This window comes from Pedobacter sp. MR2016-24 (assembly GCF_026239655.1).
In the GTDB taxonomy this organism is placed as follows: domain Bacteria; phylum Bacteroidota; class Bacteroidia; order Sphingobacteriales; family Sphingobacteriaceae; genus Pedobacter.
Window position 1 is genome coordinate 902,596 of the sequence record NZ_JAPIVO010000001.1, and the last position, 26,179, is coordinate 928,774.

At 40.3% G+C, this 26,179-nt stretch carries 18 protein-coding genes; 11 read left to right on the forward strand and 7 right to left on the reverse strand.

Annotation, left to right across the window (positions count from 1 at the left end; genetic code table 11):
* Positions 1-86: 86 nt before the first annotated feature.
* Together OQX62_RS04070 and OQX62_RS04075 are read right to left on the reverse strand one after the other, a co-directional pair.
* Positions 87-1,601 carry an amino acid permease gene (locus tag OQX62_RS04070; protein WP_265830115.1) on the reverse strand — a complete coding sequence of 505 codons (1,515 nt, stop codon included), beginning with the start codon at positions 1,599-1,601 and terminating at the stop codon, positions 87-89.
* 137 nt (positions 1,602-1,738) lie between these two features.
* The gene (locus OQX62_RS04075) at positions 1,739-3,991 is read right to left on the reverse strand and encodes a sodium-translocating pyrophosphatase (RefSeq protein ID WP_265830116.1); all 2,253 of its coding nucleotides are present in this window, start codon (positions 3,989-3,991) and stop codon (positions 1,739-1,741) included.
* A gap of 211 nt (positions 3,992-4,202) precedes the next feature.
* Between OQX62_RS04075 and OQX62_RS04080 the strand changes: the two genes are divergently transcribed.
* Positions 4,203-5,630 (forward strand): APC family permease, encoded by a 1,428-nt coding sequence (locus tag OQX62_RS04080; protein WP_265830117.1) that lies wholly within the window; start codon positions 4,203-4,205, stop codon positions 5,628-5,630.
* A 30-nt stretch (positions 5,631-5,660) separates the two neighbouring features.
* Positions 5,661-6,620: a TIGR01212 family radical SAM protein gene (locus tag OQX62_RS04085; protein ID WP_265830118.1), complete on the forward strand. Its 960-nt coding sequence runs from the start codon at positions 5,661-5,663 to the stop codon at positions 6,618-6,620.
* Here OQX62_RS04085 and OQX62_RS04090 read toward each other — a convergent pair.
* Complete coding sequence (locus OQX62_RS04090; RefSeq protein WP_265830119.1) at positions 6,596-7,081, reverse strand: SRPBCC family protein; 486 nt, start codon at positions 7,079-7,081, stop codon at positions 6,596-6,598. The two genes, OQX62_RS04085 and OQX62_RS04090, sit on opposite strands and share 25 nt — an antisense overlap.
* 335 nt (positions 7,082-7,416) lie before the next feature.
* Here OQX62_RS04090 and OQX62_RS04095 point away from each other — a divergent pair, with 335 nt between their 5' ends.
* From OQX62_RS04095 to OQX62_RS04105, 3 genes are read left to right on the forward strand one after another with little or no spacing between them, the layout of a single operon-like run.
* Positions 7,417-8,793 carry an ammonium transporter gene (locus tag OQX62_RS04095; RefSeq protein WP_265830120.1) on the forward strand — a complete coding sequence of 459 codons (1,377 nt, stop codon included), beginning with the start codon at positions 7,417-7,419 and terminating at the stop codon, positions 8,791-8,793.
* A 44-nt stretch (positions 8,794-8,837) separates the two neighbouring features.
* Positions 8,838-9,893, forward strand: a complete 1,056-nt coding sequence (locus tag OQX62_RS04100; protein WP_265830121.1) for a porin — start codon at positions 8,838-8,840, stop codon at positions 9,891-9,893.
* Positions 9,883-10,515 (forward strand): DUF4468 domain-containing protein, encoded by a 633-nt coding sequence (locus OQX62_RS04105; protein WP_265830122.1) that lies wholly within the window; start codon positions 9,883-9,885, stop codon positions 10,513-10,515. The genes OQX62_RS04100 and OQX62_RS04105 overlap by 11 nt, the downstream gene beginning before the upstream one ends.
* Before the next feature lie 10 nt (positions 10,516-10,525).
* Here OQX62_RS04105 and OQX62_RS04110 read toward each other — a convergent pair whose 3' ends face one another.
* Positions 10,526-10,999, reverse strand: coding sequence for a ribonuclease H-like YkuK family protein (locus OQX62_RS04110; protein WP_265830123.1), 474 nt, complete (start codon positions 10,997-10,999; stop codon positions 10,526-10,528).
* A 216-nt stretch (positions 11,000-11,215) separates the two neighbouring features.
* On the opposite strand from OQX62_RS04110, the gene OQX62_RS04115 reads away from it, so the two are divergent.
* The gene (locus OQX62_RS04115; protein ID WP_265830124.1) at positions 11,216-13,408 is read left to right on the forward strand and encodes a bifunctional alpha,alpha-trehalose-phosphate synthase (UDP-forming)/trehalose-phosphatase; all 2,193 of its coding nucleotides are present in this window, start codon (positions 11,216-11,218) and stop codon (positions 13,406-13,408) included.
* Positions 13,409-13,447: 39 nt separating this feature from the next.
* On the opposite strand, the gene OQX62_RS04120 is transcribed toward OQX62_RS04115, so the two are convergent.
* The gene (locus OQX62_RS04120; RefSeq protein WP_265830125.1) at positions 13,448-15,229 is read right to left on the reverse strand and encodes a glycoside hydrolase family 15 protein; all 1,782 of its coding nucleotides are present in this window, start codon (positions 15,227-15,229) and stop codon (positions 13,448-13,450) included.
* A gap of 94 nt (positions 15,230-15,323) precedes the next feature.
* Between OQX62_RS04120 and OQX62_RS04125 the strand changes: the two genes are divergently transcribed.
* From OQX62_RS04125 to OQX62_RS04140, 4 genes are all read left to right on the forward strand, one after another.
* Entirely contained in the window at positions 15,324-15,542 is a 219-nt protein-coding gene (locus tag OQX62_RS04125) for a hypothetical protein (RefSeq protein WP_265830126.1), read from the forward strand.
* Positions 15,543-15,591: 49 nt separating this feature from the next.
* Positions 15,592-16,899 (forward strand): DEAD/DEAH box helicase, encoded by a 1,308-nt coding sequence (locus OQX62_RS04130; RefSeq protein ID WP_265830127.1) that lies wholly within the window; start codon positions 15,592-15,594, stop codon positions 16,897-16,899.
* A gap of 2 nt (positions 16,900-16,901) precedes the next feature.
* Positions 16,902-17,150 carry a DUF1456 family protein gene (locus OQX62_RS04135; RefSeq protein WP_265830128.1) on the forward strand — a complete coding sequence of 83 codons (249 nt, stop codon included), beginning with the start codon at positions 16,902-16,904 and terminating at the stop codon, positions 17,148-17,150.
* A gap of 172 nt (positions 17,151-17,322) precedes the next feature.
* Positions 17,323-19,983 carry an outer membrane beta-barrel protein gene (locus OQX62_RS04140; protein ID WP_265830129.1) on the forward strand — a complete coding sequence of 887 codons (2,661 nt, stop codon included), beginning with the start codon at positions 17,323-17,325 and terminating at the stop codon, positions 19,981-19,983.
* Between the two features lie 3 nt (positions 19,984-19,986).
* Here the strand turns inward: OQX62_RS04140 and ettA are convergent, their stop codons facing one another.
* Complete coding sequence (ettA, locus tag OQX62_RS04145; RefSeq protein WP_265830130.1) at positions 19,987-21,666, reverse strand: energy-dependent translational throttle protein EttA; 1,680 nt, start codon at positions 21,664-21,666, stop codon at positions 19,987-19,989.
* 470 nt (positions 21,667-22,136) lie between these two features.
* Between ettA and OQX62_RS04150 the strand changes: the two genes are divergently transcribed.
* On the forward strand, positions 22,137-24,665 hold the full coding sequence (locus OQX62_RS04150) for an ATP-dependent Clp protease ATP-binding subunit (protein ID WP_265830131.1): 2,529 nt from the start codon (positions 22,137-22,139) through the stop codon (positions 24,663-24,665).
* A gap of 458 nt (positions 24,666-25,123) precedes the next feature.
* Here OQX62_RS04150 and OQX62_RS04155 read toward each other — a convergent pair whose 3' ends face one another.
* Positions 25,124-26,176 (reverse strand): PA0069 family radical SAM protein, encoded by a 1,053-nt coding sequence (locus tag OQX62_RS04155; RefSeq protein WP_265830132.1) that lies wholly within the window; start codon positions 26,174-26,176, stop codon positions 25,124-25,126.
* Between the last annotated feature and the right edge of the window lie 3 nt (positions 26,177-26,179).

Consider the following 26,179-nt stretch of genomic DNA (forward strand, 5'->3'; position numbering starts at 1 on the left):
TATGCAAATGTAGAATTATTTGGCAATAAAAAAGCCACTCCTGAGAGTAGCTTTTTTATTAAATTTTAAATAAGATTTGAAGCAGATTATTTCAATGAATTATTGTACTCATTTCTTATTTTACTATGTCTTTTACCGTATGCATAATAGATAGCTATACCCAATGCCATCCAGATTGCTAAACGCTCCCAGCTTACAATTGGTAAAGAAGCCATCATCACTACGCATACAATAATACCCAGAATCGGAACAAGAGGTACCAATGGTGTACGGAAAGGTCTTACCAGATCAGGATCAGACTTTCTCAGGATCAATACACCTATACATACCAGGGAGAATGCAAATAATGTACCTATACTTACCATATGGCCTAAATCAGATACCGGTACAAATCCTGCAAAAATACTTACAAAAACCATGAACATTAAATTGGTTTTCCATGGTGTCTGGTTTTTCTTGTGCAGGTCAGAGAATACTTTTGGTAATAACCCGTCTTTACTCATGCTGTAAAAAACACGGCTCTGGCCTAATAACATCACGAGGATTACTGATGTATAACCGGCAAGAATGGCAACAATCAAAAATTTATTTAAGAAAGTATAACCTGTTTGTGCAAATGCTGTGGCAACTGGTTTCGCATCACCAGCAAATTTGGTGTAGTTTTCCAGACCTGTCATTACATAAGAGAACAGTACATATAATAATGTACAAACAACCAGGGAACCGATGATCCCGATTGGCATACCCTTTTGTGGATTTTTAGCTTCCTGAGCAGCTGTACTTACAGCATCAAAGCCAATAAACGCAAAGAATACCACACCTGCACCACGCAAAATACCGCTGATACCAAAATGGCCGAATTCATCACTGGTGAAAAATTCCATAAATCCTTTTGTGCCGGATTTTACGGCTTCTTCTCCTAAGTTAACCGGAATGAATGGCGTATGGTTGGCCGGATTAATGAAACCCCATCCCAATGCAATAAATACCAATACTACGGCTACTTTAACAATTACAAGGATGTTGTTTACTGCTGAAGAGTCTTTTGTACCTCTCATCAGTAATAGCGAAAGCAGACAAACGATTACAATAGCAGGCAGGTTAATCATACCACCAGCATTGGTCATTGTTCCGTTCACATCTACTTTGTCCCACGGACCGTGCAATAAGGTACCCGGGAAGTGAACGCCGAATCCTTCAATGAACTGAGAAAAATACTGAGACCAGCTGGCAGCAACAGTTGCCGCACCCAGGGCATACTCCAATACTAAATCCCATCCGATGATCCAGGCCATAAATTCGCCCATTGTAGCATAAGAATAAGTATAGGCACTACCCGCTACAGGAATCATTGAAGCAAATTCAGCATAACAAAGACCTGCGAAACCACAACCAACTGCAGCAACAATAAATGAGAGTATTACAGCGGGACCTGCATTATCTGCGGCAGCAATACCAGTTAGTGAGAATAAACCCGCACCTATAATTGCTCCAACGCCTAAGGCAACTAAATTGAAACTTGTTAAAGAGCGATGTAATGTACCCTCACCACTTTCATTAGCCTCCGCTAATAATTGTGGAATAGATTTTTTGAATAACATAAGTTAGTTTGATAGTTAAGTTTTTATGTATTTTTTGTTTTGGATGAATTCAATTTCAAACCTAATTAAAATTATTATAAAAATAAAAGGGATTTCTCACAAGAATCCCTTTTATTACTAACAATAATACATAATTACTAATAATTTGTCAGTGTATCGGTGATATTCTTCAGCGTATCTGTTTTTTGGACACCTAAAGCGTTAGTATGTTTAAGAATACTGATCTCTCTGCGTACTTCTGTGTTTCCTGCCTTCACAATACTTACTGCAATGTGCGGAGCGATGATTAAAGAGACAATAGACATGAGTTTAATGAGGATATTCATGGATGGGCCGGAGGTATCTTTAAACGGATCACCTACCGTATCCCCGGTAACAGAAGCTTTGTGTGGTTCGGATCCTTTATATTCCATTACACCATTAATGAGTACTCCTTTTTCGAATGATTTTTTTGCATTATCCCATGCGCCGCCTGCATTGGATTGAAAAATGCCCATCAGCACGCCGGCAACTGTTACCCCTGCCAGCAATCCGCCTAAAACCTCAGGACCAAATATAAAGCCTATTACTATAGGTACAACGATAGCAATTGCACCAGGCAGCATCATTTCCCTGATGGAAGCATCTGTAGAGATGGCAACGCATTTTTCATATTCAGGCTTCGCCTTATATTCCATAATTCCCGGTATTTCTTTAAACTGACGCCGTACTTCCTGCACCATGGCCATCGCTGCACGCCCCACTGCCGAAATACAAAGGGAAGAAAATATGAAGGGAATCATCCCACCCACAAACAAACCGGCCAGTACATCAGCTTTGTAGATATCTATGGAGGTAATCCCCGATATGCCTGCAAATGCCGCGAATAATGCGAGGGAAGTTAGGGCCGCTGAAGCGATTGCAAATCCTTTCCCTGTCGCCGCAGTGGTGTTTCCGACCGCATCCAGGTTATCTGTCCGCTCTCTTACTTCTTTCGGCAGACCGCTCATTTCTGCAATGCCGCCTGCATTATCTGCTATAGGACCAAAAGCATCGATTGCCAGTTGCATCGCTGTAGTGGCCATCATCCCTGCTGCTGCAATAGCTACACCGTAAAAGCCAGCAAAATAATAAGAACCGTAAATGCCCCCTGCCAGCACTAATATAGGAAGGACAGTAGATTCCATACCGACAGACAACCCGCCGATAATATTGGTCGCATGCCCGGTTGAGGACTGATTAATAATGGACTGTACAGGTCGTTTGCCCATCGCGGTATAATATTCTGTGATAAAACTCATCAGGGTACCTACTAAGAGTCCGACAAGTATGGAGTAATAAACCGCATCAGGTGTGAATTCAAAACCGCGAATAGACATTACCGGTGGTAATAACCATTTTACAGCAAAGTAGGCGGCGACTGCAGTAAGTAAGATGGAGAGCCAGTTACCTATATTTAAAGCTTTCTGTACACTGTCGGTCTCCTTGTTGATTTTCACGAATACAGATGCGATGATGGAAAAGATGAGCCCCAAACCCGCAATCAGCATAGGCAATAACACCGGTGCCATACCGCCAAAGTTGTCAACAGATACGATTTCCTGTCCCAACACCATGGTTGCCAATATGGTCGCCACATAAGAACCAAATAAATCTGCTCCCATGCCTGCTACATCACCTACATTGTCTCCTACATTATCTGCAATAGTAGCAGGGTTTCTCACGTCATCTTCAGGAATGCCCGCTTCTACTTTTCCTACCAGGTCGGCCCCCACATCTGCAGCCTTGGTATAAATACCACCGCCAACTCTGGCAAACAGTGCAATACTTTCTGCTCCGAGAGAAAATCCTGCCAGTACTTCAATCGTCTTTTTCAATTCAGCAGCGGAACCCGCAGTTCCGGGATGTACAAATGTATGATACAACACGATGAATAAACCGCCGAGTCCGAATATGGCCAGACCTGCAACACCGAAGCCCATCACGGTGCCGCCTGTAAAGGATACTTTCAGCGCTTTCGCCAGACTGGTTCTTGCTGCCTGTGTAGTACGGACATTAGCTTTTGTAGCGATCCTCATGCCTATATATCCTGCAAAGGCAGAAAATACGGCTCCAAGCAAAAAAGCAATGGCAATGACGGGACTGGAATGTATCGGGGTGGAAGGTGTACCTTTCATGGTGCCTGACCATCCCAATAAAATGCCTGCAATAATCACAAAGTAGGTTAGTACTTTCCACTCTGCTTTCAGAAAAGCCATCGCACCATCGGCGATGTAGCCGGCCAGTTCAGACATGTTTTTGTCCCCGGCATCCTGCTTTGAAACCCAGGCACTTTGTATGGCCATTACAAGTATTCCAATTAACCCGAAAAGCGGAATAAAATAAATTAAGTTGTGCTGTAAAAAATTCATATGTTAGTTTATATTTGGTTGCAGGTTATTAAGATAGAGCGTTATACAAATTTAAGAGAGTTTCTCTCATTGCCAAATAAATCATCAATTGAATCAACCAGCAGAATACTAAAATAGGCCAGATGACCTTTTCTGCTATTTTTATTCTGATATTTTTAAATATCTTAGCCCATGATTCTAACGCAATTTAATTCAAATCACAAATAACAATATGAATAACGAAAATCAGGACAGCTCTTTTAAAAGGGAATTAGGACTTTTAGATGGTACAATGCTGGTTGTAGGATCAATGATCGGGTCTGGTATTTTTATTGTAAGTGCAGATATCGCCCGTCAGGTCGGGTCTGCCGGCTGGCTGATACTGATCTGGGTATTGTCTGGTTTGATTACTGTAATTGCTGCTGTGAGTTATGGAGAATTGAGCGCCATGTTTCCAAAAGCCGGCGGGCAATACGTTTATCTTAAAGAAGCATACAATAAGCTGATTGCATTTTTATATGGGTGGAGCTTTTTCGCTGTCATACAAACAGGTACCATTGCGGCTGTTGGTGTGGCCTTCTCCAAGTTTGCCTCTTATCTGTATGAGCCGCTGAGTGAAAAAAATATCTTGTTTCATATCCAGGGATTTGAATTCAGTGCTGCTCAGCTGGTTTCTATCGTGACTATAATTTTGCTGACTTATATCAATAGCCGCGGGGTTAAAAACGGAAAGATGTTGCAAACGATCTTAACGCTGATTAAAATACTTTCCCTTGCCGGACTGATTCTTGGAGGCTTTTTTATTGCTGCCAACACTGAGGTATGGGATGCCAACTGGGCTGATGCCTGGAATACGAGAGCATTCGATAAAGAGAGCGGATCCTGGATGGTGATAGGTGGAGGAGCCCTGCTTTCCGGTATTGCGGCATCCATGGTGGGATCTTTGTTTTCAAGTGATGCCTGGGTGGGTGTAACCTTCATCGCCGGAGAAATTAAAAATCCGCAGAGAAACGTGGGTCTCAGTCTTTTCCTGGGAACATTCATTGTCAGCGTCATTTATATTCTTGCCAATCTGATGTATATCTCCGTGATGCCCTTAAATGATATTGCTTTTGCAAAATCGGATAGGGTAGCAGTGGTAGCTGCACAATATATATTTGGTCCCATAGGAACTACGATCATTGCTTTAATGATTATGATATCAACTTTTGCCTGCAATAACGGATTAATTATGGCTGGTGCCAGGGTTTACTATACGATGGCCAATGATGGTCTTTTCTTTAAAAAAGCGGCCGAACTCAATCAATCAGGTGTTCCTGCCTGGGCACTTTGGTTTCAGTGTATCTGGGCTTCGGTACTGTGTCTGACCGGTAAATACGGAGCACTACTGGATTTCGTGATGATTATTGTGATCATTTTTTATATCCTGACCATCTATGGTATTTTTATCCTTAGAAAGAAAATGCCTGACGCTGAACGTCCTTATAAAGCGATTGGCTACCCTGTTCTTCCCTTCATTTATATTATTGTGGCGACTGCTATCTGTGTTGCCTTATTGATTACGCGACTAAACACCTGTGGCTGGGGAGTACTGATCATGCTGGCAGGAATTCCGGTATATTATTTTTCCAAACCTAAAGACGACACAGTTTTAAATTAAAAGCTGTATTTTTGCCAAAAAAAGAAGCAATTGGGAACTCCACTGGATTTAGGCATAAAAGGATATAATAATTACGGCACACACCTTAAAGAAAAATATAAAGGTCAGCGTGTGTTTAAGGTAATTGTTGATGGCGGGTTTACTTGTCCTAACCGTGATGGCAGTAAAGGTTACGGAGGCTGCACCTATTGCAATGTCGATTCCTTTACACCTGAACTTTCCAGAAAACTACCTACTGTCCGCGAACAACTGGAGCAGGGTATGGAGCGTGGAAAGGGTTTTTATAAAGCAGATAAATTCATTGTTTATTTTCAGCCCAATACCAATACTTATGCGCCGGTGCATTACTTGAAAATGATGTATGACGAAGCTTTGTCGATCAATACCGGGGATGTAGTCGGCTTTTCTGTAGGAACACGTCCGGATTGTATTGATGCAGAAAAGGTTGCCTTGCTGGAAAGTTACGCCGATCGCTTTGACGTAGATCTGGAGATGGGTATGGAATCGATTTATGATGATACCTTAGATCAGATTAACAGAGGTTGCAGTCACGCTGAATTTGTTGCTGCCGTTAAGTTGCTGGACAACAGTAAACTGGATTTATGTGTACATACTATTTTCGGTTTTCCCTGGGAAACTGAAGACATGATGCTCAATTATATCCATGAGATCAATAAATTTCCAAAGATCAAATTTGTTAAATTTCATCATTTACACATTGTTGAAGGCTCAATTATGGGTGCGAAATATAAAAAGGCACCATTTAAATTGTTCTCCCTTGAAGAATATACTGATTTATTATGTAAACTGATTCCCTTGCTCAGACCCGATGTTGTCATTCAGCGTTTATTTGGTATATCTGACTGGGATTTATTAATTGCGCCGAACTGGGGCTTGAATAAATCTGCTATTCAGACTTATATTGATAAAGAAATTGAGAAGAGAGGAATTATACAAGGTTCCGCTTATATTCCGGAAGCTGTAGTATAGTCTCCAAATAATTCGATCACTTTTTTCTTCCTGTAGTCAAATATCTGTTGTAGTTTATTTGCGACAAACAGGCTGTTGGCTATTCGGCCGAATATACCCATGGGTAAACCATATGTAAGGATGTCATTCATTTCGACGCCTCCCGGTATTTGTTTGAAATGGTGCTGATGGTGCCAGAATTGATATGGGCCAAATCTCTGTTCATCAATAAAGTACTGCTGGTCAGCCACCTGAGTGATTTCTGTCATCCAGTTCAGTTTAATACCTGCCAGCGGGGAAACTTTATATGTGATAATCATTCCCGGGTACATCTTCTCTTCCTGGTTTAGCTCTGAGGTGACCGTAAAGGCCATTTCTTTGGGCGTAATCTTCGCAAGATTCATTGGGGATGAAAAAAAATCCCATGCCTCGGCAACACTGACCGGAACACTTTGAGAGAATTTAAGATGATATGCTTGCATAGATAATATGAGGTGTCCAGATGAATGGATATCTCTTATAAACAGAATGTTGATAAAAATGTTTATAATTTTTTTTATTTAATCTTCAAAAATGAGTTTCGCATAATTTCTTGAGTTTTTTTAAAATTACCGTTAAAAAATGCTTTTTGGAAAGGATAAAATCAAAAAATCGCAAAATGTAAACGATTTCTCATTGTATAAATGTAAAATAACAGCCGAAAATTCTTTTTGTTTTGAATATTATGGGTCAAATATTGTAAAAAGTTCAATTTTATTTGTATTTTCATAATTCAAAGCATTAAAAACTATTTTTTAAACCAAAAAATCAAGTAATTATGAGTAAAATTTTATTTAAACAGGTCATCCCCTTTGCTATCTTGGCGATAGTAGCAATTGCGGCATTATTTATACCCCTGCATCCGAATTTTGATGAGGGTAAATATAATGCTTCTGATATTGCCTGGATATTAGTTGCAACTGCAATGGTGTTTTTAATGACACCGGGATTAGCATTTTTCTATGGCGGTATGGTTCACAGAAAAAATGTACTTTCTACGATGATCAAAAGTATCGTATCTGCAGGTGTAATCAGTGTACTTTGGGTAGTTGTTGGTTTTAGTCTTGCCTTTGGAGACAGCATTAATGGATTGATCGGTAATCCTTCAACCTTTATGTTCTTTCAGGGTGTAAATTCAGGTCCGGCCTGGAGTCTTGCCCCAACCATACCGCTTACTTTATTTGCTCTTTTTCAATTGATGTTTGCCATCATCACACCAGGACTGGTAGTTGGTGCTGTGGCGGAGCGTATTCGCTTTACATCTTATATTTTATTTATTGTTTTATTTGCAATTTTCGTGTACTCACCGCTGGCACACTGGACCTGGCATCCTGACGGCATCCTGTTTAAAATGGGTGTCCTGGATTTTGCTGGTGGTACAGTTGTACATATCTCTGCTGGTATGGCCGCCCTTGCCGGTGCCATCGTATTGAAAAGAAGAAGAGTTCACCAGGACCATCAGGAAATACCTCCTGCAAATATTCCTTATGTATTGATCGGTACAGGTTTATTATGGTTCGGTTGGTTCGGCTTTAACGCTGGATCTGCATTAGGCGCGAACAGTCTTGCGGTATCAGCTTTCGCAACAACAAATATTGCGGCAGGTGCTGCCGGTCTTTCATGGATGTTCTTTGATGTATTGAGAGGTAAAAAACCTTCTGTACTGGGATTCTGTATCGGTGCAGTTGTTGGTCTCGTGGCCATTACTCCGGGTGCTGGTTTTGTAGCTATTCCACAAAGTATATTTATCGGTGCTGCTGCGGCTATTATATCTAATCTTGCTGTAGTATGGAAATCAAAAACCAGTCTGGATGATACTTTAGATGTATTCCCTTGTCATGGTGTAGGTGGGATAGTTGGTATGCTGCTTACTGGTGTGTTCGCGACTAAAACGGTTAACTCTGCAGGTGTTGACGGATGGTTTTACGGAAATCCGGATTTCTTCTTTACACAATTGAAAGGTGTGGTGATTGTAGCTGTATTCAGCTTTGTTGTTTCATTCATCATCTTCAAACTGGTTAATCTGATTCAGCCAATTCGTGTAACTTCTGAAGAAGAAGAATTAGGACTAGATGCAAGTCAGCACAACGAAAAATACTCTCAGGGTACTTTAGTAGTTGCTTCTACAGGTGCGGAAATGGACCACAATCCGTAACCTGTATTCAATCGTCTAAATTATCAACCTCAACCAAAACTAATATGAAATTAAGATCACTCTTCACAATTTCTGCCCTGTCAATGAGCGCAGCCACTTACGCTCAGGAAACTACAACTTCTTCACCTCTGCAGATCTCCGGATCTGCAGATACTTATTATAAGTACGATTTTTCTAAAAAACAGAATATCGGTACCAGTTTTGCGAACGATCAAAACTCTGTTTCTTTGGGTATGATTGACCTTGCCCTGAAAAAAACAACTGGTAAAGCTTCGTTTGTAGGTGAATTGTCTTTTGGGCCAAGAGGTCAGTATGCTTCTATACCGACAGGTGATGCTACAGATGACAGGAATTCTTTTCATATTCAGAATTTATATACATCTTACGCTTTTACTGATAAATTTTCAATGACAGCAGGTTATATGGGTACGTTTATCGGATATGAAGTGATTGCGCCAACCGGCAATTACAATTATTCGACTTCTTATCTTTTTACGAGCGGCCCGTTTCAGAATGCCGGAATCAAGGCCAACTACACATTTTCGCCCAAAGTGGCTTTAATGGTAGGCCTGTTCAATGACTGGAATGTATATAGTGACGATAATGGCGTTTCGCATTTTGGTGCACAGTTAACGTTGTCTCCTGTTGAAGGATGGACCGCTTATCTGAACGTATTAACTGGCAAATCTGCCGGAGCACCTGGAACGGGTTCAATTTATGACCTGACTACCTCTTACCAGGTGACGGAGAGTGTAAAACTTGGACTGAATGCTGCAGATTATTCCATCTCCAATGATAATGGCGGATATAGCGGTGTTGCATTGTATGCACAAAATGCGTTCACCACTAATTTCTCTTTAGGTTTAAGAGGGGAGTATTTTAAATCCAAGTCAGATGTAAACGCCGCTACAATATCCACTGTTCCTCCCGGGGAGTCAGTAGTGGCATTAACTTTATCAGCTAACCTGAAAGCCGGAGGATTAACATTTATCCCGGAGATCAGATTTGATAATGGATCATCATCTCAATTCATTAAGAACAATCTCGATCCAACAAAAACTGCTTCCCAATTCTCATTAGCTGCTGTATATGCTTTTTAAATTTGATACCTCTAAAAACATCCATCAGATCGTAAGATCTGGTGGGTTTTTATTTATAATGACTGTTTTGTTCTGTCTGCCCGTATTGGCACAGACCAGTACCGTGGCGGAGCTGATGCCGCTTGATGAGAGAGGGAAATATATTTATTATGAAGTGGTAGAAAAAAATACGGCGCCTGCCGATTCCCTGCAAATCAGGGCGAAAGAATTTTTAAACGCAAAAAAACTGGATGGGGTAAAATCGAATAAAGATCAGCTCACTGCGTCGGGTAAATTTTTGATCAGTAAAACGGCTTTTGTGCTCACCCGCCCGTCTGGCGAAGTGCTGTATAATTTTGTATTTGAAATCAAAGAAGGGAAATACAGATTCTGGATGACTGACTTTGCTTTTATCGCGTATAAGCGAGACCGGTATGCTAATTACGTTCCGGCAACTGTTAAAGGCATTCCGCTGGAAAGAGAGCCTGGAAAGTTAAATGCAGCTGAATGGACATCCTATATCGCTGCGGCAAGTAAACAAGCAGATTTATTTGCGAAGGACTTTAAACAGTATTTGTCTGCAGGCAAAAAAATAGTGGTTCAGCCCAAAGCAAAGCCATCTGTTTCTACAAAAAGCTGGTAGTTATCAAAAACTAATGCACCATTTTATCTGCACAGGTAGAACTGGCAAAAGCTTCCGGTTTAGCTTTGAAAATAAATCCCATGCTCAGGATATAACCCATTGCTTCATTTAATGCCTTGTTGGATTTAAACATAGGATTGGTATTGATATCCGCATGTACCTCCAGGTCTACATCATACAAATCAAGCAGATCGCAAACTGCATAAGCGGTTTCAATTGATTTTTGTACTTCAATCAGCATTCTTTCCTTGATGCTCATTTTCTGGGTCGTTTTCTCCTGATGGATATACATAAATCCGCCATGGTGTTCTCGGAGCAAGACGATCACCGTTGCAAAATCTGTCAGCGGACCTTTAACCTGTGAATCTGTTCCTATACAAACTTTCAAATGATAGCCGTTTTCAGTTTCCCTGATAATCGCTTGTTCTACTTCTTCTATAATTGACGAATGGATGATTTCGCCATTGAATTTTTTCCAGGTCATACGTTAAGGTGTTAGATAAACAACCCGTAATCAGGTTTCCTAAAAATAAGGTCTTTACATTAAAGATACGTTAAATATTTGTTGTTTATTTACTAACAATCAGGCTATTGCTAACAAATTGCCCGGCTGTGTGACATGTAATTTCAACCTCCTTTTTCCTCAGGAAAACAAAAAAGGAAAACAATCCTCAGCAGGAAAAGTTATTTATAGTATAATATGGTAAACAAGACAGTAATAATATCAAATCGCTTACCCGTTAAAATAGTAGAACAAGACGGGGAATATCTCCTTAGTCCGAGTGAAGGAGGATTAGCCACAGGCTTAGGCTCAGTTTATAAAAAGGGCGGTAACATCTGGATCGGATGGCCCGGAATTGATGTCCCGGAAGACCGGCAGGAAGAAGTGACCAAACAACTGGCTGAATTAAACCTGATCCCGGTTTTTTTAAGTGCAGAAGAAATCAATCTCTATTACGAAGGATTTTCCAATGAAGTATTGTGGCCCGTATTCCACTATATGGTTACCTATGCAAACTTTGAACAAAACTATTGGGATTTCTACAAAAGTGTAAACCGTAAATTTCAGGAAGCAACGCTTGCCCATTTGAATGAAGGGGATACGATCTGGATACATGATTACCAGCTGTTGCTGTTACCTTATATGATCAGAAAAGCTCAGCCGAATGTAATCATCGGTTTCTTTCAGCATATCCCTTTTCCTTCTTATGAGATTTTCAGGTTAATTCCCTGGAGAGAGGAACTGATTAGCGGGATGTTTGGGGCCGACTTATTAGGTTTCCATACTTTCGATGATGTCAGACATTTTCTGAGTGCCGCATCCAGATTATCGGGTGCAAAAATTTCTGATAACGTGATTACGCATAATGACAGACAAATTGTTGTAGAGTCATTCCCGATGGGTATAGATGCGGAGAAATTTGAGAATCTGATTGGAGATTCTCTGGTAAAGGAATATGTAGAGTCATTTAAAGAGTCCGTTCAGGACCGGAAGGTGATTGTGACAATAGACCGGCTGGATTACAGCAAGGGTATTCTACAGCGGTTACAGGCCTATGAATTGTTATTGCAGGTGCATCCTGAGTATGTAGATAAATTATCATTGTATATGATTGTTGTTCCCTCCAGAGACACTGTTCCCCAGTATAAAGAATTAAGGGATCAGATTGATCAGCTGGTGGGAAATATCAATGCACGTTTCAGGACACTGAACTGGCTACCTGTTCATTATTTTTACCGTTCATTTCCAATAGAATTTTTATCGGCGCTCTATTCCTCTGCCCATATATGTCTTGTTACGCCTATGCGTGACGGGATGAACCTGGTGAGTAAAGAGTACGTAGCCAGCAGGACAGATGACACGGGTGTACTGATCTTAAGTGAGATGGCAGGTGCCTCAAAAGAGTTAAATGATGCATTGATCGTTAATCCTAATAATATAGGTGATGTAATGAATGCGATTGTTAAGGCAGTCAGCATGCCGCTGGAGGAACAAAAGAGGCGCATGCATGTTATGCGGGGGTTGGTTAAAAAATTTGATATACACCTTTGGGTGAAAAATTTTATGGATAAGTTAGAAGAAGTGAAACAGATGCAGGAGTCGTTATTAACTAAACATGCAGTAGTTGCAGTAAGAGAAGAAATTGGAAGAGCCTATACAGGGGCAGCAGACAGGTTTATTTTTCTTGATTATGACGGTACACTGGTCGGTTTCAATGGAGATATTGACAGGGCTTCGCCTGACGAGGAATTGTATCAGATTCTTGAAAATTTATCTGCAGATCCGGCAAACAGGGTAGTCATCATCAGCGGTCGCAGACACGAAACACTGGAAGAATGGTTTGGTCACCTGAAACTGGATTTAATTGCAGAACATGGTGCCTGGCAGAAACATTATCAGGAGGAATGGAAATCATTGCCTTTACTGACTGACAAGTGGAAACATGAGGTCAGGACAGTATTGGATACTTATACTGACAGAACTCCTGGATCATTTATTGAGGATAAAAGTTACTCCCTGGTATGGCATTACCGGAAAGTTGAAGAAGGGCTGGGCGAATTGAGGGCTAATGAAATCATCAATCACCTGAAAGTGACTGTAGCAGATAAAGGACTTCAGCTGATGCCCGGGAATAAAGTCATAGAATTTAAGAATATTGAAGTCAATAAAGGAAAGGCCGCACTAAACTGGCTTTATGGAAATCATCCCGATTTTATTATTGCCTTCGGCGATGACCATACAGATGAAGACATCTTTAAGGCATTACCGGATGAAGCTTATACCATCAAGGTTGGTAGTAATATTTCGGCAGCGAAGTATTATCTGAGGAATTTTGTAGAAGTAAGGGACTTTTTAAGAACACTTTATGCAGCAACACCGCATAGGGTATAAGTAAAAAATCCCTTTGAATATTTGGACAGGCCTGTTTTCTTAAAAGAATACAGGCCTGTCCAGTTTAATTGCTATTCTATGTGCAGCGTTCATTAAGCCTACATGACTATAAGCTTGCGGGAAATTACCCCACTGACTGCCATCGTTCTCATCAATGTCTTCAGCAAACAGATCAAGATGATTACCATATTGAACCAGAGACTCAAATTCTCTTACCGCGTCATCCACTCTTCCTACAATAGCCAAAGCCTCTACATACCAGAATGCACAGATCAGAAAAGTAGTTTTGGGTTTTCCAAAATCGTCAGTATGGCGATAACGGTAGAACAGACCATTTTTGCCCTTTAATTCCTGCTCCAGTGCAATCAGGTGGTCTTTAGCCCGCTGAGAGTCCGGATCAAGATAATTCATTAAGATCAGCTGTAAAGTACTCGCATCAAGATGGGCACTGCCCACAGCATGGTTATATACTTTTCGCTCTTCATCATAACAAGCCTCTATATGTGCAGCAGCACGGTCCATCAAACTTTGTGCACGTTCTGCAAACTCCTGGTTCCCGATAGTTGTTGCCATTTTCAAAGCCGCTTTTGCACCTGCCCACTGAAACAGGTTGGTATAACAGTGCATGTTGGCGAGGTTTCTGAATTCCCAGATACCTGCATCTTTCTCGTTAATCGTATGCTCTATCTTGCGGAGCAGGTAATCCAGCCATTTGGTAGAATCTTTACGCTCACTATAAATAAACCTGCTATCAGTATATAAAGGCAGCATGGAAATCAATACCTGTCCGTAGATATCATTCTGAATATGCTCATAGGCCTGATTTCCTACACGTACAGGCTGATTGCCCATATACCCTTTCAGGTTAGTCAGGATCCGTTCCGTTAATACTCTTTCTCCGGCGATTCCGAAAAGCGGTTGATAGCGTTCATCATCTCTGAACGAGATATCGGTGATATAGTTAAAGTAACGCTCCATCTCTTCGAAATGTCCGATATGATTTAGTGCCGTAATCACGTAATAGGTATCACGCATCCAGCAGTAACGGTAATCCCAGTTACGCGTGCTTCCCGGTGATTCCGGTAAACTTGTTGTACTTGCTGCAATGATTGCTCCTGTATCTTCATACTGATGTATTTTCAAAACCAGTGCAGATCTGATAACGAGCGACTGATGAAAACCAGCGATAGTGGAATGTTTAATCCAGGTTCTCCAGTATTTCCTGGTCTCAATCAAAAAACGTTCGGCAGTACTTTCAATTGGGGCTTCAAGTTTGTATCCATAGGTAAGGATCAGGTATTTTGTGTCATTCAGGGCAAAATACTTCTCATCTTCGATATATGACAGTGAGATATTACTGCTCAGCTGCATATCATTCTCATCACCAGTAAAAGCGATGTGGTTACTTCCTCTGGAACCGGTTTGTTTTCCTTCTCCATAATCAAAAACAGGTCTGCAACTTACTTTAACTCTTGGATTACCCTCTATAGGTTCTATTTTACGGATCAGCATCAGTGGTTTATAGAATCTTTCATACTGATGAAAACGTGGTGCAAAATCTGTTATTCTGTATTTACCTTCGTCATTGCTGATTTCTGTAACTAATATATTTGTGTTTTCCAGATAATTTTGCTCAGATGTATATTCGCCGTGAGGAAGAATAGAAAATTCTCCGCCGGCCTCTTTATCCAATAATCCTCCGAATACAAAAGAACTATCAAATCTTGGCCAGCATAACCAATCTATATTTGTATTTTTATTCACGTGAGCAAGGAAAGCGCAGTTTCCGATGATGCCTGTCTGGTAGGTGTGTCTCTCCATTAATGTATGAGGTGTTTATTGTAATCTAATAAGATTAGAACAACTTACCTCCTTATTTGTTGTATAAATGGTTTAACATATATAAAAAAATAGCATGAACACAGAACTCATTCAGGAATTCTATTTGCTTCAGCAAAGCAGGTCGAATGCAAAATATCAGGATATGTTATCAGAAAAAGTCTATTCCCCTATTCAGGAAGCCAATAAAAATGTGACTTCATGGATGTCTAAAAGAGGAAAGATGCTGATGAAACTCGAAACAAAGGTGCAGCTTACCATGAGAATCCTGCAGCGGAAATTCCTTAAGTTCTAATCCTTCGCTTTTAGGGACATTCTTATCTTAATTCCCTTATCTTTGCGCCATGATGGTAGAAAAGGTATTGGGCAATTTAAAAATTGCTTCTCTTAATGAAATGCAGCAGGCGGCAGTCGCTGCGGCTGGTAAGGAGAAAGATGTGGTTTTGCTTGCACCTACGGGTTCTGGTAAAACACTGGGATTTTTATTGCCTGTATTATCGCATCTGAATGCTGAATCAAAAGGTGTACAGACTTTAATTCTTGTACCTTCAAGGGAACTTGCTTTACAAATTGAGCAGGTTTTTAAACAAATGGGAACCGGATTTAAGGTAAACTGCTGCTATGGCGGGCATCCTGTACGAACAGAGAAAAATAATTTCGAGCAGCCTCCTGCAGTGCTGATCGGTACGCCTGGTAGAATTGCCTACCATTTGAGAAAGGAAAATTTTGATGAGTCTGCTATCACTACACTCGTACTTGATGAATTTGACAAGGCACTGGAATTCGGTTTTCAGGAAGATATGGCTTATATCATCAGCAACCTGAAATCACTTAAGCAGCGTATACTGACGTCGGCAACTGCAATGGATGCGATTCCTGATTTCACAGGCGTCTCTAAACCGATCAACATCGATTTTCTAAAGGATGTAAAGGTGGTGCCGGATTTGAAAATGAAAAAGGTGCTGACTACTGCAGAAGATAAACTGGATACGCTTTTCGAATTGATTTGTAAAATCGGGGAGAAAACAATGCTTATTTTCTGCAACCACAGGGAGACGGTAGACCGGATCAGCGATTTATTAATTGATAAGGATCTGGCGCACGATATTTTTCATGGTGGTATGGAACAGGATGAGCGTGAACGTGCCCTGCTGAAATTCAGGAACGGCAGTATCAAGATATTAATTACTACTGACCTGGCTTCCCGCGGTCTGGATATTCCTGAGGTAGGGTCTATCATTCATTACCAGTTACCCTATACAGAAGATGCTTTTCTTCACCGGAATGGTCGCACCGCACGTATGAATGCAAAGGGCAGTGCTTATCTGATGATTGCAGATGATGAAAAGTATCCATTTCTAAAAAGTGATATTGAGACTGAAAAACTTACCGGTAAATATGATTTACCAAAAGATAGTCAGTGGCAGACGCTCTACATCGCAGCCGGTAAAAAAGACAAGATCAATAAAATTGATATCGTTGGATTGTTATTGAAAAAGGGTGGATTGCAAAAGGAAGATGTAGGTCTGATAGAAGTGAAAGATCAGAGTTCTTATGTTGCCGTTAAACGGAAGATGGTAAATAAGGTACTTTCTGCGCTTAACAATGAGAAGATCAAGAACAAAAAGGTTAAAATAGAAATAGCAATGTAATTATGAGTAACAATGACATCTTAAAAAAACTTCGTGTAGCGCTGGAGCTCAATAATGAAGACATTATACATATATTAGGTCTTGTCAATTTTAAAGTGACTAAAAGTGAACTGGGCTCATTTTTCAGAAGTGAGGATCACCCTAATTTTAAACCTTGCGGGGATCAGATCCTGCGTAATTTTCTGAATGGACTGGTAATCTTTAAGAGAGGACCAAGACCTGAGAAAGCTGCAGCTACGCCGATAGATTAGTACATAATTCTTTAACAACTGTAGAAATTTTAATATCTTCTTTAAAAATCTGTAAGATTAATAAGACAAACCACTATACTTGTGAAAAAGAGCATAGGTTTGCATTCTTGCCTGGTAAGATATGCTATGATACCAGGCTAAAAAATGGATTGCAGGGTAAATGGTTAAGTTTTTGAAAATTCCTATACATTCTTTCTGCTGCATCATCCTGTTATGTGCGCTGATACTGAGTTGTTCGGTCGCCCGTGCCCAGAACCAACGCAGACTTAACGGACTAGTGCTTGACTCTCTTAAGCAGGCAGTTCCGGGTGCCGATGTATATCTCATCGCAGATAAAGATACCCTTAACACCATCACAGATAATAATGGTAAATTTTCATTTGCCGGTTTTGGGGCGAGCCGGATTTCCTTACTGATCATGAGCGTAGGTTTCCGTCCTTATAACAAATCGTTTAGCTACAAAACAGATCAATTTGTTATGGTTCTTGATCCTATTTCACTGGTGCCTGAGTCAAAGCTGCTAAATGAGGTGGTTATCAGTAATAAAGATCTTCCTATAAGGATAAAAAAAGATACCATAGAATATAATGCCTCTTTTTATCAGACTGCTGAGAATGACAGGGTAGAGGATCTGCTGAGGCTATTGCCGGGAGTAGAAATTGATGCGGCTGGAAATGTGACCACTATGGGTAAGCCACTGCTGAAACTAAGAGTAAATGGAGAGGATTTTTTTACCAGTAGCGTGAAAGATTTTATGAACCAGCTTCCTGCAAATGTGATTGACAAGCTGCAGATCATTAACGATTACGGTGATGAGGCCAACTTTACAGGAATTAAAAACGGTGAACCTCAGAAAATGCTGAATCTGGTAACAAAGGAGGGGCAGAATAAAGGAACGTTCGGAAATATTGCATCAAGTGGCGGAACAAATGACCGTTATGGTCTGGCCCTCAATGGAAACCTATGGCAGGACAGTAAGCAAGTAGGTGTAAATGCCAGCTCCAACAATACCAACAATGAAGCGGGAATCAATACTACGGCTACTACAGGGATCAGTTATAGAGATAAATTGGCAAACGGCCTTACTGCAAGTGCGGGATATAGTTATGCCTATAATAAGAATTTATCCAGGCAGCTTAATTTTATTGAAACCATCAATCCCCGGGGGGGCACTATCTTTAACAGATCTGAGTCTGCCAGTAATGCTGAGGACAACAACCATAATATCAATTTTAATGTTCAGTCCATTGCCAGCAAAAGCTATTTTCAGGCTTCACTCACCGGATCAATGTCCAACCGTAACCGTGATGGAAATGTTTTGTCCAGTCAGACAGGTTTAATTTTTCAGGATCTTAACAGTAATAATTCTGCGAATTCAGAAGTGCCTAATATCAATGGCAATTTTGTCTGGGCCCGTAGTATGGAAAAACCCGGCAGGAGCATGTCGGCCGGAATTGATCTGACCAGTGGTATCAACCAGGTGAATGAAGATCTTCGTAATCAGATTACCAATTATAATATAGATAATGACCTTTCACCTGAAATTCTTTCCGTGAACAGACTGGTGGAGACAGAAAACAGGACGAACAGCATGACTGCGGATTTCAGGTACAGTGAACCAATAGGAGCAAGTCAGGATTCAGCGATCAAAAAAAATATAGATTTTTCTTATTTTTTCTCCCTTAACAATACCAGAAACAGTTTTAATACCAGGGCATTTGACGATCAGGGTAACGTAAATCTTGTGGATTCCTTAAGTTCTCTTTATTCCTCTTCCTTTATTTTGCAGCGATTTGCTGTCAGTTACAGATATCAGTCTGCCCGCTTAAATTATAGTCTTGGGATCACAGCACAACCAAGTCAGCTTACCGGGCAATACAGAGGCAATGAAACCAGGATTAATCATACAGAACTTAATTTGTCGCCCATCATCAACCTGAGTTATAATATATCCGACTGGGAAAATCTGTCTTTCGTTTACACCGGGAGTAATACTGCACCAGATTTCTATCAGTTGCAACCCGTACCAAATATCAGCAACCTGCAGAATGTAGTGATCGGTAATCCCAACCTTAAATCCAGTTTTACCCATTCAGGTAATTTGACCTATCAGCATACCAATGCGATCAATGGGTCAACTTTTCAACTGGGTCTGGCAGCATCTGTATTACGCGATCAGGTGGTCAGTAATGTGGTGTTAACGCAGGACACTTTAAAAAGTCTGGAAACCAGATTTGAGAATGCAAATGGCGCATATTCGCTGGGAAGTATGTATTCTTTTGCGGTTCCTTTTGCAAAGAATAAATTCAATGCAGAACTGCGCGGCACTTTTGATTACAACAACAGCATTTCCTTTGCGGAATACCTGTTAAATAAAAACAGGAGTATTGCTTTCTCACAATCTTTGAGGTTAAAAATGAATCTCCGTCGTCTTACAATGGGTGCAGCAGCAAGTTATAACTATAACAGCAACCGGTATTCTATTGCCTTGTTAAAATTGAGAAATGTAGAGACCTGGCAGTTTAACCTGAACAGTCGCGCCTTTTTTGGGAAAGGCTTCTCCGCGATACTGGATTTTTCCAAGAGAATAAACTCTGGTTATGCTTTATATGTATCGAATCCATTGCTGATCAATACCAGCATTGAAAAAACATTGTTTAAAAATAAGCAGGCTACACTTGCTTTGCATGCATATGACCTGCTGAATCAGGGTAATAATCTAACCAGAATAATAACTGATAACTCAATCACTGATAGTAAGTTCAATCAAATTACCAGGTATTTTCTGGTTAGTTTTAATTATCGTTTACAGAACTTCGGTAAAAAAAAATAGGATTTAAACCAGTTTCTTGTATTTAATTCTGTGTGGCGTTACATCTCCTAAACGTTTCTTGCGGTTTTCTTCGTAATCGCTGTAATTTCCTTCAAAGAAGTAAACCTGTGAATTTCCTTCAAACGCAAGGATGTGTGTACAAATACGGTCCAGGAACCATCTATCGTGACTAATCACAACAGCACAGCCTCCAAAGTTTTCGAGGGCTTCTTCCAGTGCACGTAAGGTGTTCACATCAATATCATTCGTGGGCTCATCCAGTAATAAGACATTTGCTCCTTTTTTCAGCGTAATGGCTAAATGTACCCGGTTTCGCTCACCACCAGAAAGTATGCCTACCTTTTTCTGCTGATCGCCACCATTGAAGTTAAATTTGGATACATAAGCTCTTCCGTTGGCAGTTTTATTACCCAGCTGGATATTATCCAAACCGTCAGTGATATTTTCATATACTGTTTTCTCCGGATCAAGATCGTTGTGCATCTGGTCCACATAACCCAAAGCTACAGTTTCGCCGACCCTGAAAGTACCTTCATCAGGCGTTTCCTGTTCAGTAATCAAGCGGAATAAAGTAGTTTTTCCTGCACCATTTGGCCCAATAATACCTACTATCCCCGCCGGAGGTAAAGAAAAACTCAGGTTTTCGAATAATATCTTATTTCCATAAGACTTAGTTACATTATTCGCTTCAATCACAACATTTCCTAAGCGCGGACCAGCGGGAATAAATAACTCCAGCTTGTCTTCGCGTTCTCTGGAATCTTCCGATGCCAGTTTATCATAATTTGATAAACGTGCTTTAGATTTTGCATGCCTTGCTTTTGGTGCCATACGTACCCATTCCAGCTCACGTTCCAGCGTTTTCTGGCGTTTGCTTTCTGTTTTTTCTTCCTGTGACAGGCGTTTTGCTTTTTGGTCTAACCATGAAGAATAATTTCCTTTCCATGGAATACCTTCCCCACGGTCAAGTTCCAGAATCCATCCGGCTACGTTATCCAGGAAGTATCTATCATGGGTTACTGCAATTACGGTACCTTTATATTCTTTAAGGAATTGCTCCAGCCAGTCGATGCTCTCTGCATCAAGGTGATTCGTTGGCTCATCAAGTAGTAATACATCCGGTTCCTGCAATAACAGCCGGCACATGGCTACACGGCGGCGTTCACCTCCGGATAACACACCGATTTTCGTTTCAGGATCCGGGCAGCGCAGGGCGTCCATTGCCCGTTCCAGTTTATTGTCCAGTTCCCAGGCGTTCACTGCATCAATTTTGTCCTGCAGTTCTCCCTGTTTTATCATCAGCTTATCCATCACATCGGCATTTTCATAAACCTCAGGAAGGCCAAACTGCTCATTGATGGCTTCGTATTCTTTTAAGATTGCGGTAATTTCGGCAACACCTTCTTCTACAACTTCTCTTACTGTTTTATTTTCATCTAATTCTGGCTCCTGAGCTAAATATCCAACAGTATATCCGGGAGAAAATACAACTTCACCCTGAAATGCTTTATCAATTCCGGCGATAATCTTTAATACGGAAGATTTACCAGAGCCATTGAGTCCGATTACACCAATCTTTGCACCATAGAAAAAGGAAAGATATATGTTTTTTAGTACTTGTTTTTGAGGAGGATAAATCTTATTCACCCCCGCCATTGAAAAAATTATTTTTTCGTCAGCCATAATTGGTTTTTGTATTTGCCTAAATCGCAGGATTGCGAATCAAGCTTGATAAAATCAAATGATCCAGCTGTATGGCTGGAAAATATCAGCGCAAATATAAATAATCCCTATGTAGAAATCCAATTACGGCCTGCCATTTTAGTACTAAAATTAAACCTTTAGATACAAAATGACAGGTACATATTTGTTAAGAAATCATTACAAATTATCGACAATTGTATGTCTCCTGATGATGATATTTATGTCAATGATTATTTAAATACTTATCAGGCTAGTTTTTAATAATTCGGGATCAATAAAATATTATTGGTATTCGTGTCAAAAGTTAGTAAGTTTAGTGAAATAACGTCAGCTGCTAAATCTTTGTAAGTCTATATGGCGTAATTGTTGATAAATTAAATCAGATTGGTAGCGCTTATTTATAAACAAATTGTATAGTTTAGGGCGTTCCCGTTTTAGAAAAGGTATATATGGAAGCTAAATTTTCACCACAAGTAAAAGACGTGATTTCGTTTAGCAGGGAAGAAGCCCTGAGATTAGGTCACGATTACATAGGCGCTGAACATCTTTTGTTAGGTCTGATTCGCGAAGGCGATGGTATGGCCATCAAAATATTGAAATCACTGGGTGTTGATACATCTAAATTACGTCGTTCAATCGAAGAAGCTGTAAGAGGTACTTCGAGTGTGACGGTTAATTTAGGCAATATCCCATTGACTAAGCAAGCCGAAAAAGTTTTAAAAATCACCTACCTTGAAGCTAAGATCTTCAAGAGCGATCTGATTGGTACAGAGCATTTGTTATTGTCTATTCTGCGTGATGATGACAATATTGCTTCTCAGATTTTATTACAATACAGCATTAACTACGAAGTTTTCAAACAGGAAGTAGAAGTAAATAAAAACGGTTTCAGAGATGAAACTCAGAACAGTGCTTCAACTGGTGGTGATGACGATTATCGTGAAGAAGAGAGCTTCAGCAGCCCTAAGAAAGTTTCTGATATCAAATCTAAAACTCCTGTATTGGATAATTTCGGTAGAGATTTAACCAAAGCAGCGGAAGAAGGACGTCTTGATCCGATAGTTGGAAGAGAGAAAGAAATTGAACGTGTTTCCCAGATTTTATCCAGACGTAAAAAGAACAATCCGATATTGATAGGTGAGCCCGGTGTTGGTAAATCCGCAATTGCGGAAGGTTTGGCATTACGCATCGTTCAGCGTAAGGTATCGCGTGTTTTATTCAATAAACGTGTAGTAACATTAGATCTTGCTTCTTTGGTTGCAGGTACTAAATATCGCGGACAGTTTGAGGAACGCATGAAAGCGGTAATGAACGAACTGGAAAAATCTACTGATGTGATTTTATTCATTGATGAGATCCATACTATTGTTGGTGCTGGTGGAGCTTCCGGCTCACTTGATGCATCGAACATGTTCAAACCTGCATTGGCAAGAGGAGAAATACAATGTATAGGAGCAACTACTTTAGATGAGTATCGTCAGTATATCGAGAAAGATGGTGCATTAGACCGTCGTTTTCAGAAAGTGATGATCGAACCTGCTACGCCTGATGAGACTATCGAAATACTAAACCGTATTAAAGAGAAATATGAGGATCACCATGGTGTAACTTATACTGATGAAGCGATCAATGCTTGTGTGGCATTAACTTCGAGGTATATTACCGACAGGTTCCTTCCTGATAAAGCGATTGATGCTTTGGATGAGGCTGGTTCAAGAGTGCATTTAACGAACATTCATGTTCCTGAAAACATCATTGATATCGAAAATAAAATTGAAGATATCAAAGTTGAAAAAAATAAAGTTGTTAAAAGTCAGAAGTATGAAGAGGCAGCGAAACTGAGAGATACAGAGAAAAATCTCTTAGAAGAACTGGAGCGCGCTAAAGCAGAGTGGGAAGCAGAAACCAAAACTAAACGTTATGTGGTATCTGAAGACAATGTAGCTGAAGTAGTTTCGATGATGACTGGTATTCCTTTACAGCGTGTTGGACAGACAGACAGTATTAAGTTACTGAATATGTACGAGACCGTGGCAGAGAAAATTATTGGTCAGGATGATGCCATTAAAAAACTGACTAAAGCTATCCAACGTACAAGAGCGGGCTTAAAAGATCCAAAAAAACCTATAGGTTCATTTATATTCTTAGGTCCTACAGGAGTTGGTAAAACAGAATTGGCCAAAGAATTAGCCAGATTCATGTTTGATAGTGATGATTCACTGATTCAGATTGACATGTCTGAATACATGGAGAAATTTGCTGTATCACGTTTAGTGGGAGCGCCTCCGGGATATGTAGGTTATGAAGAAGGTGGTCAGTTAACTGAAAAAGTACGTCGTAAACCATATGCTGTAATTCTTTTGGATGAGATTGAAAAAGCTCACCCTGATGTATTCAATATATTACTGCAGGTTTTAGATGAGGGACAACTGACTGATAGTTTAGGTCGTAAAGTTGATTTTAGAAATACAATCATTATCATGACCTCAAATATCGGTGCCCGTCAGCTGAAAGATTTTGGTCAGGGAGTAGGTTTCTCTACTGCAGCTAAAACTAATCAGGTTGATGCACATTCAAGAGGGGTGATTGAGAACGCATTGAAACGTGCTTTTGCACCTGAGTTCTTAAACCGTGTTGATGATGTTGTTGTATTCAATACCCTGGGTAAAGATGAGATCTTCAAAATTATTGATATAGAGTTGAAATCATTATTTGGCCGTGTACATAACTTAGGTTATGAGATCAAATTAACTGATGTAGCTAAAGAATTTATTGCTGATAAAGGTTTCGACAGTAACTTTGGTGCGCGTCCGTTGAAACGTGCGATTCAAAAATATCTTGAAGATCCTATTGCTGAAGAAATCCTTAAAGGAGAAATCAATGATGGTGATACTTTAGAGATTGACTACAATAAAGAGACAGATTTGATTGTTGTAGAGAATAATACTCCAGGTAAAAAGAAGAAAAGAGAAGCTTAGGTTTTATTTGCTTCGATATAATTTAAGGCTGCCTGCAAAGGTGGCCTTTTTTGGTTAAGATTAAAAAAAATAGCTTGTCATATTTTCACCTGCCTGCTTTTTGCGCTGCAAAAACCAGAAGGTCGAAAATATGACAAGCTATTTTTTTTAGATCCTGCAACCTTGGATAATGTACAAGGGATTCTGCAAACCTGTATGGTGTTTATAGATACGGAAAATATAGACGTTACTATTAGGGTAAAATGTAAGGTGTCTGATACTGTATGAATATATGGATGCATACATGATAGTATGCTTTTCGTGCAAACTGAAAATGATCTGATCGTCGCATATAGAACTATGCGTGGTGGATAATCCCAAGATGATCTTAAGCTGGAAAGAACCTTTGTTTTGTGGCCTTCTAAATTTGCGCAGCAAATTCAGGCAGACACAAAACAAAGGTTCTTTCCAGCCAGATTTCAGAACAAACTCATTTGGGAACCCGGAACAGCAAACAGCTTTGAATTTAATACTAGAGGCCTAATATTCAGCTGATTCAATCTGCAATGCAGTTTAAATGTATCCCTGATCAGCTTAGCAATGTTGCCTCCCCCCATCATACGGTCTCCAAAGCGGCTGTCATTAACCGCCCCTCCGTGGCAGGACTGAATCGCATGCCATACTTTATCAAACCTATCCGGATAATTACTCCGCAACCAATCTTCAAATATCGAAGCCACTGCGCCATTCAATCGTACAACTGTGTAGCCTGCACTTCTTGCACCGGCATCCGCTACAGCTTTCAGAATGTTCGGAATTTCATGATCACTTAATCCGGGAACCAGAGGTGCAACCATAACACCAGTGGGTATTCCTGCCTTACTCAGTTCTTCTACCACTTTTAATCTCTGTTTTGCAGTTGCTGTTCTGGGTTCCATCTTCAAACGCAGGTCCTCGTTCAGGCTATTGATTGAGATGTAAACCATGCAAAGATCAAGTCTTGCCATTTCTTTTAAGATATCCAGGTCACGTAAGATTAATGCATTTTTCGTAATCATTCCAATTGGCTGTTTATATTCCAATGCGATTTCCAGGAGTTGCCGCGTAATTTTGTATTGCCGCTCTGCAGGTTGATAACAATCTGTATTGCCGGATAAGGATATGGTTGTGGCATCCCAGCCTTTGCGTTCCAGGAAATTCCTGAATAATGCAGGGGCATCTTTTTTGACTATAATTTTGCGTTCAAAATCCAGCCCCGCACTAAAGCCCCAGTATTCGTGTGAATTTCTCGCATAACAGTAAGTGCAACCATGTTCACACCCCTGGTAGGGGTTAAGTGAGTAGTCCATTCCTACATCAGGACTGGTAACCTTATTCACGACTGACTTTGATTTGCCAGTTATAAATGTAGTTTTTACATTCTCTACTTCCCAGTCATCGATCCCTTCGTCATGTTCCTGAACGTAGGTATTTGCTGAAAATTTATTGTGCGGATTGAATTGGGCGCCTCTGCCCTTAAGATAGGTATCCATAAT